Source organism: Streptomyces sp. GC420, from assembly GCF_009916105.1.
Classification (GTDB): domain Bacteria; phylum Actinomycetota; class Actinomycetes; order Streptomycetales; family Streptomycetaceae; genus Streptomyces.
Window position 1 is genome coordinate 1 of the sequence record NZ_JAAAXQ010000255.1, and the last position, 12089, is coordinate 12089.

Consider the following 12089-nt stretch of genomic DNA (forward strand, 5'->3'; position numbering starts at 1 on the left):
GGCCCCGCCCGGTCCCCCGGAGGCCACGGCGGAGGGCGCGGCGGACGGTGCGGAGGGCGCGTACGAGGGGGCGGGCGGCGCCTCGCGCTGCCCCGGCCTGCCGTCGCCCCTGGCCGAGGGGCCGGGCCCGGCCACCTGTCCCGCTGCCGTGCGGGGGCGGCCGTCGCGCCGCGTCTCGATCATGCCGACGGCGTGCGGGGGGAGCCAGGCCGAGGCCGTGCCGCTGTCGTCGCCACCGGAGGAGTAGAGGTGCGGTGCCAGCTGGGCCTGGAGATCGGCGGGGCTGGGCCGCTGGCCCGCCTCCATCTGCATGCAGGACTCGATGAGGGGGCGCAGCTCGTCCGGCATCCCCTCCAGGTCGGGCCCCTCGCGCAGCAGCATGAAGACGGTCTCGACGGGGTTGGCCCCGTGAAAGGGGGCGTGCCCGGTGGCCGCGAAGACCAGGGTCGAGCCGAGCGAGAAGATGTCGCTCGCGCCCGTCACACTGCGCGAGTCACGCGCCTGCTCGGGCGACATGTACGCGGGTGTGCCCACCGCCACGTTGGTCATGGTCAGCCGGGTGTTGGACACCCCGGAGGCGATGCCGAAGTCGATGACACGCGGACCGTCCTCCACCACCAGCACATTGGACGGCTTCAGGTCGCGGTGGACGAGCCCGGCGCCGTGGATGGACTGGAGCGCCTCGGCGACTCCGGCCGCCAGCCAGCGCACCGCCTGGGCCGGGAGCGGCCCGCATTCGTTCACTATCTCCTCGAGGGAGGGTGCGGGGACGTACGCGGTGGCCAGCCAGGGCACGGCGGCCCGCGGGTCGGCGTCCACGACGGCGGCCGTGTAGAACCCGGAGACGGCCCGGGCCGCCTCGACCTCACGTGTGAAGCGGACGCGGAACAGCTGGTCCTCGGCGAGCTCGGTGCGCACCGTCTTGATCGCCACGCGCCGGCCGGACGCCGAGCGGGCCAGATAGACCAGCCCCATGCCGCCGGCCCCGAGCCGGCCGAGCACCTCGAAAGGGCCGATCCTTCTCGGGTCGTGCTGCGTCAGCTGCTCCACCACTTGCCTGCCACCTCCCCGTGCGGCCGCTGTGAAATGCGGCCCCGTGCAGCGTCTCACCACCGAGCGGTTCCGGCGGCACGCACCCCTGATTCTTCCTGGCGAAGCCGGTGGTTGCGAACCTGGGGAGAGACCGGGATGTCCCTGGCCAAAGTACACAAAAGAGAGGGCCGCGGGCGGCGCGGAGGCGCGTGGAACGGCGCGCGGCGGGGCGTGCGGCGAGAGCACGCGAGCGGGGACGTGAAGAAGGACACGCGTGCCGAGCGGTGCGGGCCGGAGCCGGCGAGCGCGAACGGAAGGGGGAAGGCGGCAGGCTGCCCGACAGGCCCACCGGGCGGCCTGCCAACCCCCCACGAGTCCTACTCTTCCCCCGCGGCGCGGTCGGCGCCATTGCCGGTTGTGTCCATGCCCACTGCGGCGATGCCGGTGGCGGTCAGGCCATCGGCCACATCACCGGAACGACTCCGTCGCGGACCCGCTGCGCAAGCAGCGCGGCCTCGATACGCGAGCGGACGCCGAGCTTCCGGCTCAGGCTGGTCACGTGGGCGCGCACGGTCCGCTCGGCGATTCCGAGGCGCCGCGCGAGCACCCGGTTGGGCTCACCGTCGGCGAGCATGAGCAGTACCTCACTCTCGCGCGCCGTCAGCACCGAGAAGTCGGGAGTTCGCCGTCCCGCGCTTCCGGTGGACGCGCCCTCGCTCTGACGGCTCTCCAACTGCCAACGGGCATACATGCGTTATCACTCCTGCGGCTCGGGTTCTGCACTGGACCAGGCTTGCGCTCCGATCCAAACAGAGGTGGGCAGGTTTCTGTTACCCCTCGAAACTCAGAGTGACCGTTATCACTCAACTCCTTGACGCATATGCAAATCGACACCCGCACTTACATCCCCGTTTCAACTATGTTCGTGCGCGTCCAAGTCGTTTCGGGCGGGACTGTTTGCAGTTCACTGATCATCCGCGAGTGCGATGACAGCGAATACCGCGCCCTGATCGTCACTGACCACGGACATCCGGCCGTAGGGAGTGTCGAAGGGTTCCCGCGTGATGCGGCCACCGAGCCTGGCGATGTGTTCCGCGGTGCCGTCGCAGTCCGCGACCGCGAAGTAGACCAGGAAATGGGCGGGCATTTCGGCGGGCATGGCACTCGAGATGACACTGCGCCCGCCGATCGCGGTCTCCGGCCCGGCCTTCTCCCCGGCCGGGGACCACGTCCGGAAGTCGATGCTCGCGTCCGGGAGGTCGAATCCGCCGAATCCGAAGACGGACTCGTAGAAGGGATCCACGGCTTCCTTGTCCCGCGTGTACACCTCGGTCCAGGCGTAGGACCCGGGCTCGCCCTCCACCTCGAAGCCGGTGTGCTCCCCGGCCTGCCAGAGCCCGAAGACCGCGCCGCTCGGGTCCGCTGCCACCGCCATCGTGCCGTGGGGGCCGACGCGCAGCGGCTCCATGATCACGCGCCCGCCCGCCTCACGGATCCGCTCCGCGGTCGCCCGGGCGTCGGAGGCGGCGAGATAGACGCTCCAGACGGTGGGCATCCGCCCGTCACTCTTGGGAGCGAGGGCGGCGACGCGCCTGCCGTCGAGAAAGGCGTTGGTGTAGAAGCCGTACTCGCGCGCCGGGCTCTCGTCGAAGGTCCAGCCGAAGACTTCCCCGTAGAAGCGCTTGCCGGCCTCCACGTCGGGGAGCGCGGCGTCGGCCCAGCAGGGGACACCGTCCGGATATGCCGCCATGAACCCGGTCCTTCCGCGAACGTACGAGATGTGCTGCCCGTCACAGTCAAAGCTAACGGTGCGCGGGCCGTCACGCAGAACAATCATTCGAACATTTGGTCAATTACAGGCTACGCCGTACCGGCACCGGTTGACTTGTCCACCGAAGTTGTCCACAGGCTGTTGATAACACTATTCAGAGGTGTGGGCGGCGGGAGCGGCCGCGGGCCCGAAGGGATGCCGGCCGGGAACGGATCAAGGGCGGGCAAAAGGGCCCGGCCCCCATTTGCAGTCGGCCGAATCGCGCTCCGATCACCCGTCGGTAAGCTGACGGCATGACAGGACAAGTTCGCACCGTCGACGGCCGCGTGGCCGGACGCCGGGGTCAGGCGACACGGCAGAAGCTGCTCGACTGCCTCGGAGAGATGCTCAGCTCGTCGCCGTACCGCGACGTCAAGGTCATCGACGTCGCCCGCAAGGCAGGCACTTCGCCCGCCACCTTCTACCAGTACTTCCCGGACGTCGAAGGCGCCGTCCTCGAGATCGCCGAGGAAATGGCCAAGGAGGGCGCGGCGTTGACCGAGCTCGTCTCCGGCCGCTCCTGGGCCGGCCGGTCGGGCCGCCAGACCTCCGAGGAACTCGTCGATGGATTCCTGGACTTCTGGCGCAGGAACGACGCGATCCTCCGAGTCGTCGACCTCGGCGCCGCCGAGGGCGACAAACGGTTCTACAAGATCCGTATGAAGATCCTCAACTCCGTGACCAACTCCCTTACCGATTCGGTCAAGGAACTCCAGGCCAAGGGCCGCGTCGACAAGGATCTCAATCCGGCGGCCATGGCGGGCGCGCTCGTCGCGATGCTCGCGGCCGTGGCCTCGCACCAGAAGGGTTTCCAGACCTGGGGGGTCAAGCAGGCCGAACTGAGGCCGACGCTGGCGCTTCTGGTGCACCTGGGGATCACGGGCAAGAAGCCGGCGAAGTAGCCGGCGGAGCAGCCGGCCGGCGGTGCGGCCCGGCGAAGCGGCCGTGCGCCGCTGCCGGGAGTCACGCGGAACCGACCGGGCCCGGCCGGAACCGCCCCGAACTACCCCGAATCACCCTGAACATCCTGAGCGTCCTGTACCGAACTGTCCTGCAACGAACGGCCCCGCATCTCAAAAGCCCGCACCTCAAAGACCCGCACCTCAAAGGCCCCTGGAACGAGGGGAACGTGCCGGAACCGCGCCCGGCTTCGCTCCCGTCCGGGCCTTCCGCTCACCTGCGTCCTGTCATGCCGGTGGTGGACCGCCCGGCCGGTCCCCACCGGCTTCCGCGCTCCGCGGCGGGCGCCGTTCCAGCCTGAAGAGCCGGATCTGCCGCTCGACGCGTGCCTGGTACGTCGCGTACGGGGGCCAGAACCGGAGGGCTGCCGTCCAGACCGCCTCACGCTCGGCGCCCTCCAGCAGCCGGGCCCGCACCGGGATGTCCTCCCCCTTCCAGCTGATCTCCGCCCCGGGGTTCTTCAGCAGGTTGGCAGTCCAGGCGGGGTGTCCCGGGCGCCCGAAGTTGGACCCGACGAGGATCCAGGGGCCCGAGGCGCCCTCCGGCATGCATGCCAGCGGGGTGCGCCTCGGTTCTCCGGTCCTGGCGCCCCGTGAGGTGAGGATCAGGCCGGGCAGCAGCTGCGAGCTGAGCAGGTACCTGCCCCTGGTCAGCCGGTGCACCGCCCGGTCCATGGCCGGGACGACGTGCGGCGCGAACCTGGCGAAGGCGCGGGTGGAGGACACCTTCTGCACCAGCCGGATCCCGGCGGCGGCTCCGGGCGGGGCCATCAGGCCGTCACCGCCCGGTGGGACGCCTCGCGGGGCACCTCGGGCGACGCCTCCCGGGAGGGGAGAGGGCCGGGATGCGGGAGCGAGTGCGGATCCGTCGCGGAGAACAGGGCGGCGCGCTCCGCGGCATGTTCCCGCAGCAGGTGGACGGGCCCGAACAGCAGCTCGTCGGAGGCGGCCCGCCCGAGGCAGAGCCGCGCCTCACGCTCCGGGCCGGTGCCGCTGCCCACCCCGCCGCCGTCCGCCTGCGCGCACGCGGCCGCCGCCGTCCGCAGCGTCTCCAGCGACTGGGCGAGCGCGAGCCTCGCGGCCGGGGGGTCCTGCGTCAGGGCGGCGCAGTACGCCGCCGTCCGTGCCGACCGCACCCGCGCGTAGACGTCGGCGAGCCGGTCCCTGACCGCGGGCGAGGGCCCGGTGGTCCGCCCGTGACGCTCACGTTCCCGCACATTCCCGACGGTACGCCGCAGAGCCCTGTCCGCCATCCCCACGGCCTCGGCCGCGAGCGCGCAGGCCGCCAGGGTTCCGGTGACTGCCAGGGCGCGGGGCACCTCGTCCACCGGGCCCGGGGGCTGTCCGGCGGGCCCGCCCCCCAGTGCCTCGGCCGCGACGTCGCGCAGTTCGACGCGGGCCTGCGGCCTGGTCTCGTCGAGGGTGCTCTGCCGTACCCGTACGACTCCTGGGCTCTCGCCCCGTACGACGAACAGCAGGGTGCGGCTGCCGGCGAAACCTCCGGTGTGCGCGGCCACCAGCAGCAGCCCGGCGCTGTGCCCGTCCAGCACCTGGTCGGCCTGCCCGTACAGCCGCCAGCCGTCCTCCCCGGGAGTGGCCTGCACACCGCCGGCGCGGCCGCCGCCCGACCAGTCCCCCGGGTGGTTCGCGCCGGTCAGCGCCAGGGCGGTGGCGAGCCGGCCACCGGGCACGGCCAGTGCGGCGGTCAGCGAACCGTCGGCGATCGGGGGCAGCAGCGCCTCACGCTGGGCTTCCGTGCCGCGGGCCGCGATCAGGGGCGCCACCAGGACCGCCGTGGCCAGCAGGGGCGAGGCCGGCAGTGAGCGGCCGGCCTCCTCGCAGACCGCGACCAGTTCGGCCGGTCCGCGGCCCGCTCCCCCGTACGAGGCGGGGACGAGCAGTCCGGGCAGCGCGAGCCGCCGGGCGAGGGTGCGCCACAGCTCCTCGTCGCATCCCACGGGGTCCGTTGCCGCCCCGCCGGCGCCGTCCGCGCGGGGGCCGGGCGCGCGGCGCTCGGCGAGCACCTCGCGCAGCAGACGTCCGGTCTCCTCGTGCTCGGGTGTGAACGCGGCATCCACCGGGACTCCTCCCGTACGGCAGCGCTTGACTGACGCTGCGTCAGCTCAGGGGCGGGTCATCGTACGTCCCCCCGGCACGGATGCCCAGACGGCCCCCGGCACGGATCCCAGACGGACGGGGCGGCCGCCCGTGCGGCTGCATCCGGCGGCATAACTGATGTACCGTCAGATCTATGTCCTCCTCCGGTCGCAAGGTCGCCGTCGTCGGTGTCGCGCTCTCGGACTGCGGCCGCGTCGACACCGCCACCCCCTACGCCCTGCACGCGCAGGCGGCACGCCGCGCCCTCGCCGACAGCGGCCTCGACCGCTCCGCCATCGACGGCTTCGCCTCCACGGGCACCGGCACCCTGGCCCCGGCCGAGGTCGCCGAGTACCTGGGCCTGCGGCCCACCTGGGTGGACTCCACCTCCGTCGGTGGCTCCACCTGGGAGGTCATGGCCGCCCACGCGGCGGAGGCGATCAGCGCGGGCCACGCCGACGTCGTGCTCCTGACGTACGGGTCCACGGCCCGCGCGGATCTCAAGGCGGGACGGCGCACCGCCAACCTCTCCTTCGGCGCGCGGGGCCCGCTGCAGTTCGAAGTCCCCTACGGGCACACCCTGATCGCCAAGTACGCCATGGCGGCCCGCCGCCACATGCACCAGTACGGGACGACGATCGAGCAGCTCGCCGAGGTGGCCGTACAGACGCGCGCCAACGCCGCCGCCAACCCGGACGCGATGTACCGCGCGCCCATCACCGTCGACGACGTCCTGTCCGGCCCCCTCGTCGCCGACCCCTTCACCAAGCTGCACTGCTGCGTCCGCAGCGACGGCGGCTGCGCCGTGCTGCTGGCCGCCGAGGAATACGCGCGGGACACCGCCCGGCCGCCCGTGTGGGTGCTGGGCGCCGGCACGGCCGTCTCCCACACCACGATGTCGCAGTGGCCGGACTTCACCGTCTCCCCGGCGGCGGTCTCCGGCCGTCTCGCCTTCGAGCGGGCCGGGGTCACCCCGGACGAGGTGGAGATCGCCGAGATCTACGACGCCTTCACCTACATGACCCTGGTGACCCTGGAGGACCTGGGGTTCTGCGCCAAGGGCGAGGGCGGGGCCTTCATCGGGAAGGACCGGCTGACCCTGTCGGGCGAGCTGCCCGTCAACACGGACGGCGGCGGGCTGTCCGCCTGCCACCCCGGCATGCGGGGCCTGTTCCTGGTCGTCGAGGCCGTGCGACAGCTGCGCGGCGAGGCCGGCCAGGGCCGCCAGGTGCTGCGGTGGGACGGCCGCGGTGGCCGACGGGGGGCCGCGAGCGACGACGGCGGCAGCGGGAGCGGGAGCAGGAGCGGGAGTGAGAACCGGCGCGGGCGGGAGGGCCGTCCGCCGGGGATCGCCGTCGTCTCCGGCACGGGCGGCTGGTTCTGCTCGTCAGGAACCCTGGTGCTGGCCCGCTGACGAACCGCTGGGGGCGTCCGCGCTCGCGGCCGGGTCCACGCTCGCCCTCGCGCTCGCCCTCGCGCCCGGGTCCGCGTCGGCGTCGGCGCCCGGCTCCGTGCCCGTTGGCGCCGGCGGCAGGATCCGGTCCACGATCGCGTCGACGAGGCCGGGCACGGTGTCGGCCGGGAAGACGTCCGGCAGCGTGAGCTGCTCGACGACCAGCCAGTTCATCGCCATGTAGAGGGTTAGCACGGTCGTCTCGTCGCCCGGCAGCCCGGCTGCGAGGTGGTTCGCGACATTGGCGTCGACGTCCTGCCGGATCCGCCGGGTGAGAAAGGCCCGCAGTTCCGGGCGCCTGGTCGCTTCGAGGCGGAGCTCCAGGAGGGCGAGGTAGCCGGAGCGGAAACCGGCGACCCGGTGGACGGTCTCGTGGACGAGAAGGGCGACCTGCTCCCGCGTGCGCGGCCCGCCGAGGCCTGCCGCGAGCGTCTCGGCGTCCGGCTCCAGACGCTCGTAGATCCTGGAGCCGACCTGGCCCAGCAGGTCGTCGCGGTTGGCGAAGTAGTTGGAGGCGGTGCCCGTGGGCACGGCGGCCTCCGCGTCGACGGCGCGGAAGGTCAGACCGCGCGCCCCCTCACGGGCCAGCACTTCGATCGCCGCGTCCACCAGGGCCGCACGCCTCGCTCGGTTCTGCCTCATCCCGCCGATCTCCTCGCCGGTCGCGTTGCCGTTCAATCCATTGACCCGTTGACACCACTCCAATCGTAGTACTACGTTCAAACCACTACAAACGAAGTACTACGAGCGAAGTCATGAGGAGCGGAGGCGGTATGCGAAAGCTGACCTACTACGTCGCACTGACCGTGGACGGATACATCGCGGGCCCCGGTGGCGAGTTCGACTTCTTCCCCATGGCCGCCACCATGGAATTCATCAACGCGCACTATCCGGAGACCATGCCGACCGCGGCGCGCACCGCGCTCGGGACGGACGGCCTCCCCAACCAGCACTTCGACACGTGCCTCCAGGGGCGCGGGAGCTACGAGATCGCCCTCAAGGAGGGCGTCACCAGCCCGTACGCCCACCTGCGGCAGTACGTCTTCTCGCGGACCCTGGGCCCCGAGAGCCCGGACCCGGCCGTGGAGCTGGTCGCCGCGGACCCGCTCGCCAAGGTGCGCGAGCTCAAGGCCGAGGACGGCGGCCTGGGCATCTGGCTGGTGGGCGGCGGCACGCTGGCCACCGCGCTGCTCCCCGAGATCGACGAGCTGATCGTCAAGCTGTACCCGGTGGTGGCCGGCGCCGGCATCCGGATGTTCGAGGGGCCCGACGCGGGGTTCGCGCCGCGGGCGTTCACGCTCAAGGACGTCACCACACTGGACAGCGGGGCGAACGTACTCCGGTACGAGCGCGACGGGCAGGGGTGACCGCCCTGGGAGGCATCCCCCAGGATGGGCCCGTGAACGACTTCCATGAGGTGCTGCGCTCCTTGCGCGTCTGGGACGTGGAGCTGCCCGTCTTCGAGCCCGCGGACGCCCCCGCCGAGCCGCTGCCGCTGTTCCGCGAGTGGCTGGTCGCGGCGGCCGGCGCCGGTCAGCCCGAGCCGCACACCATGTCGCTGGCGACGGCCGGTCCCGACGGACGGCCCGACGTACGGACGGTGATGCTGCACGACGCCGACGAGCGGGGCTGGCACTTCGCCTCCCACTCCGGGAGCCGCAAGGGACGGCAGCTCGCGGCCCGCCCGTACGCCGCGCTCGGCTTCTACTGGCCGGTCCACGGCCGTCAGGTGCGGGTCCGGGGGACCGTCGTGGCCGCCGGTCCCGAGGAGAGCGCGGCCGACCTGCACGCCCGCTCCACGGGCGCGCTGGCGGCGGCGCTGGTCGGGCATCAGAGCGAGGTGCTCGGCTCGTACGGGGAGCTGGCGGCGGCGAGCGCGGCGGCCTGGGAGCGTGCGGGGCGGGAGCCGCGGGCTCCTGTCCCGACCTGGACGCTGTACGTCCTGCGGCCGGAGGAGGTCGAGTTCTTCCAGGGCGACGCGCGGCGCCGGCACGTACGGCTGCGCTACCGGCAGCACGCTCCGGATGCCGGGCCGGGGTCGGAGAACGGGAACGGGAACGGGAACGGGTCCCGGACCGGCGGCGGGTGGACTCAGGAACTGCTCTGGCCCTGAAACGGGCGGCTCACTCACCTGCCGCCCGCGGCCTGAACACGGGAACGGCGATCGGCCCCGAAGGTCCGTCTTCATGCCGGAACGCGACTTCGAGGGGCAGCCCGATCGCGAGGTCCCTCTCGGCGCAGTCGACGATCTCCGTCATCACCCGGGGGCCCTCGGCGAGTTCCACGACGGCGGCGGTGTAGGGGACGCGGGCGGCGAACGGCGGCAGATCGTTGAGGTGGACCACGGACCAGGTGTAGAGGGTGGCCCGGCCGCCGGCCGGCTCCCAGACGGTGTCCTCGCTCCAGCAGTACGGGCAGAACTCGCGCGGGTAGTGGTGGGCGCGCCCGCAGCCCTCCGCGCGGCAGCGGCGCAGCAGCAGCCGGCCCTCGGCGGCGGCGTCCCAGTAGGGCCCGGTGAAGGCATCGGTCTCGGGCAGGTCGAAGCGGGGGCCCGGGACCGAGGACGGCCGCGGCCGGGGACGGGGACTCTTCCTGTGACCGGGCCCGGGCCCGGTCACAGGAAGAGTCCGAACGCCGCGTCCAGGGACCAGGTCTGCCAGCTCATCGCGCAGAGCGCGGTGAGGGAGATGAGCGCCATCATCGAGTTCTGGCCCTGCTCGGCCCAGTCGTGGATCATCAGGACGAGATAGAGCAGGTTGAGGACGAGTCCGCCGGCGAGCGCGACGGGTGTCAGCAGGCCGGTGACGAGCCCGAGGCCGATGGCGAGTTCCGCGTGGACGACGGCATGCGCCATGACCCGCGGCCGGGGCCGGACGACCGCCGCGAAGCCGCGCCGCACGAACTCCCAGCGGTGCCGGTCAGCCACCTCGGACGCCCAGAGGATGCCCGTGCCGCGCTCGAACCAGGCCTTCTTGTCCTTGTGGCGCCAGCTCTCCAGCCACCACAGACCGAGACCGATCCGCAGCACCGCGAGCCATTCCGCGCCGCCGAGCCAGAGGGTCCGCATGCTCCGCCTCCCACTATCTGACGGTACGTCAGTTCACCGGACACCGGCCGTTCACGCAAGACCACGGGAAGGTTGAATGGGGCAGTTCGTGATCGTTTCGCAATGGATTTCCGCCTTGACCGACACCCACCGCCCGGCGGTGCCGTTACGCTCCGACCATGTCCGACACCACCAACGAGCGACCCGTGTACGTCATAGGCGGCGGCCCGGGCGGGCTCGCCACGGCGGCCGCCCTGCGCGAGCAGGGTGTACGCGCCGTCGTGCTGGAGAAGTCCGGCGCCGTGGGCGCCTCCTGGCGCAAGCACTACGACCGGCTCCACCTGCACACCACCCGCCGCCTGTCCGGGCTGCCCGGGCTCGCCATGCCGCGCGCCTTCGGGCGCTGGGTGTCACGGGACGACGTGGTCCGCTACCTCGAGAAGTACGCGGAGTACCACGAACTGGAGATCGTCACCGGTGTCGAGATCTCGCGGATCGAGCGGTCCGCGGACGGCGCCGGGTGGCTGCTGCACGGCAGCGGCGGCCGGGAGCTGACGGGCAGCGCGGTGGTCGTGGCGACCGGCTTCAACCACACCCCGCGCCTGCCCGACTGGCCCGGGCGCGAGGACTTCGGCGGCGAGCTGCTGCACGCCGCCGACTACCGCAATCCCGCCCCGTACGCCGGCAGGGACGTCCTGGTCGTGGGCCTCGGCAACACCGGCGCCGAGATAGCCGTCGACCTGATCGAGGGCGGCGCCGCCCGGGTTCGGCTCTCGGTGCGTACGGCGCCGCACATCGTGCGCCGCTCCACCGCGGGCTGGCCCGCACAGCTGACCGGCATCCTCGTGCGGCGGCTGCCGACCGGCCTGGTCGACCGGCTCGCCCGGCCGCTGGCCGGGCTCAGCGTGCCGGACCTGTCCGCGCACGGGCTGCCGCGCCCCACCACCGGGCTGTACAGCCGGGTGAAGGAGGGCGCGATCCCCGTCCAGGACGTGGGCCTGATCGACGCGGTACGGAAGGGGAAGGTCGAGCCTGTCGCCGCCCTGGAGTCCTTCGAGGGCGACAAGGCGGTCCTCGCAGACGGCTCCCGGCTCTCCCCGGACGTCGTCATCGCGGCGACCGGCTACGTCCGCGCCCTGGACGGCCTGGTCGGCCATCTCGACGGCGTACTCGACTCCCGCGGCCGCCCCACCGTCCACGGCGCACGCTTCCCCAGGAACCACCCGGGCCTCTACTTCACCGGCTTCACCAACCCCATCAGCGGCATGTTCCGCGAAATGGCCCTCGACGCGCGCAGGATCGCCAGGTCGGTCGCCCTGAACCTCGCCAAGCGCCGTACGGGCTGAGCGCCGCGCCGGCAGTCCGGTGCGTTCGCCCGGGGGTTCCGCCGCGCCCGGGGGTTCCGCCGCGCCCGGCCGCGCCCACGCGGCGGAGCCACGTGCCGCCCCGGCTCCGCACCCCTGGGGCGCCGCCGCACCTCACCGCTCCGGACTTCGCCGACCGTCCGCTCGGGTCACCCGCGGCCCCGGCGCGCGACGCTTCCGGGACACCGGCCCGAGGGCTTCGGCCCCGGGCGGTTCCCGGACACCGCCCCGGGACGGCACACCTCGGCGGCCGCCGGGGCGAGGCACGGTTCCCCCGCGGAGGGTGCGAGGCCGGCGGCCTCCCTCCGCCCTCCGCCCTTCCGCGCCC

12 protein-coding genes and 1 pseudogene are annotated in these 12089 nt (G+C 72.8%); 5 read left to right on the forward strand and 8 right to left on the reverse strand.

The features are described 5' to 3' along the window. The 3 genes from GUY61_RS26240 to GUY61_RS26250 all read right to left on the reverse strand — a co-directional run. On the reverse strand, positions 1–1053 hold a 1053-nt coding region (locus GUY61_RS26240), incomplete at its 3' end, for a serine/threonine-protein kinase (protein ID WP_166632714.1). 430 nt (positions 1054–1483) lie between these two features. After that, the gene (locus GUY61_RS26245) at positions 1484–1783 is read right to left on the reverse strand and encodes a response regulator transcription factor (RefSeq protein WP_166632715.1); all 300 of its coding nucleotides are present in this window, start codon (positions 1781–1783) and stop codon (positions 1484–1486) included. 213 nt (positions 1784–1996) lie between these two features. Beyond that, positions 1997–2782 carry a VOC family protein gene (locus GUY61_RS26250; protein WP_166632716.1) on the reverse strand — a complete coding sequence of 262 codons (786 nt, stop codon included), beginning with the start codon at positions 2780–2782 and terminating at the stop codon, positions 1997–1999. 314 nt (positions 2783–3096) lie between these two features. Between GUY61_RS26250 and GUY61_RS26255 the strand changes: the two genes are divergently transcribed. After that, entirely contained in the window at positions 3097–3744 is a 648-nt protein-coding gene (locus GUY61_RS26255; protein WP_166632717.1) for a TetR family transcriptional regulator, read from the forward strand. Positions 3745–4029: 285 nt separating this feature from the next. On the opposite strand, the gene GUY61_RS26260 is transcribed toward GUY61_RS26255, so the two are convergent. Next, positions 4030–4572, reverse strand: a complete 543-nt coding sequence (locus GUY61_RS26260; RefSeq protein ID WP_166632718.1) for a nitroreductase family deazaflavin-dependent oxidoreductase — start codon at positions 4570–4572, stop codon at positions 4030–4032. Further along, positions 4572–5879, reverse strand: a complete 1308-nt coding sequence (locus GUY61_RS26265) for an acyl-CoA dehydrogenase family protein (protein ID WP_166632719.1) — start codon at positions 5877–5879, stop codon at positions 4572–4574. Before GUY61_RS26265 ends, GUY61_RS26260 begins: the two co-directional genes overlap by 1 nt. Before the next feature lie 173 nt (positions 5880–6052). Here GUY61_RS26265 and GUY61_RS26270 point away from each other — a divergent pair, with 173 nt between their 5' ends. Continuing rightward, positions 6053–7312, forward strand: coding sequence for a thiolase C-terminal domain-containing protein (locus tag GUY61_RS26270; RefSeq protein WP_166632720.1), 1260 nt, complete (start codon positions 6053–6055; stop codon positions 7310–7312). A gap of 117 nt (positions 7313–7429) precedes the next feature. Here GUY61_RS26270 and GUY61_RS26275 read toward each other — a convergent pair. Next, positions 7430–7993, reverse strand: a pseudogene (locus tag GUY61_RS26275) (TetR/AcrR family transcriptional regulator); the annotation flags it as partial. A gap of 131 nt (positions 7994–8124) precedes the next feature. Between GUY61_RS26275 and GUY61_RS26280 the strand changes: the two are divergent. Next, entirely contained in the window at positions 8125–8718 is a 594-nt protein-coding gene (locus GUY61_RS26280; RefSeq protein ID WP_166632722.1) for a dihydrofolate reductase family protein, read from the forward strand. Between the two features lie 32 nt (positions 8719–8750). Next, a complete protein-coding gene (locus tag GUY61_RS26285; RefSeq protein ID WP_166632723.1) occupies positions 8751–9464 on the forward strand; it encodes a pyridoxal 5'-phosphate synthase in 714 nt (237 codons plus the stop codon). Between the two features lie 10 nt (positions 9465–9474). On the opposite strand, the gene GUY61_RS26290 is transcribed toward GUY61_RS26285, so the two are convergent. Together GUY61_RS26290 and GUY61_RS26295 are read right to left on the reverse strand one after the other, a co-directional pair. Further along, complete coding sequence (locus GUY61_RS26290; RefSeq protein WP_243766760.1) at positions 9475–9888, reverse strand: Zn-ribbon domain-containing OB-fold protein; 414 nt, start codon at positions 9886–9888, stop codon at positions 9475–9477. Between the two features lie 77 nt (positions 9889–9965). Beyond that, positions 9966–10418 carry a DoxX family protein gene (locus GUY61_RS26295; RefSeq protein WP_166632724.1) on the reverse strand — a complete coding sequence of 151 codons (453 nt, stop codon included), beginning with the start codon at positions 10416–10418 and terminating at the stop codon, positions 9966–9968. A 158-nt stretch (positions 10419–10576) separates the two neighbouring features. Between GUY61_RS26295 and GUY61_RS26300 the strand changes: the two genes are divergently transcribed. Then, a complete protein-coding gene (locus tag GUY61_RS26300; RefSeq protein ID WP_166632725.1) occupies positions 10577–11743 on the forward strand; it encodes an NAD(P)/FAD-dependent oxidoreductase in 1167 nt (388 codons plus the stop codon). The last annotated feature ends 346 nt before the right edge of the window (positions 11744–12089 follow it).

Coding starts and splice junctions, on each gene's coding strand:
- GUY61_RS26295 (WP_166632724.1), bottom strand. CDS start 10,418: ATGCGGACCCTCTGGCTCGGCGGCGCGGAATGGCTCGCGGTGCTGCGG.
- GUY61_RS26280 (WP_166632722.1), top strand. CDS start 8,125: ATGCGAAAGCTGACCTACTACGTCGCACTGACCGTGGACGGATACATC.
- GUY61_RS26300 (WP_166632725.1), top strand. CDS start 10,577: ATGTCCGACACCACCAACGAGCGACCCGTGTACGTCATAGGCGGCGGC.
- GUY61_RS26270 (WP_166632720.1), top strand. CDS start 6,053: ATGTCCTCCTCCGGTCGCAAGGTCGCCGTCGTCGGTGTCGCGCTCTCG.
- GUY61_RS26255 (WP_166632717.1), top strand. CDS start 3,097: ATGACAGGACAAGTTCGCACCGTCGACGGCCGCGTGGCCGGACGCCGG.
- GUY61_RS26260 (WP_166632718.1), bottom strand. CDS start 4,572: ATGGCCCCGCCCGGAGCCGCCGCCGGGATCCGGCTGGTGCAGAAGGTG.
- GUY61_RS26250 (WP_166632716.1), bottom strand. CDS start 2,782: ATGGCGGCATATCCGGACGGTGTCCCCTGCTGGGCCGACGCCGCGCTC.
- GUY61_RS26245 (WP_166632715.1), bottom strand. CDS start 1,783: ATGTATGCCCGTTGGCAGTTGGAGAGCCGTCAGAGCGAGGGCGCGTCC.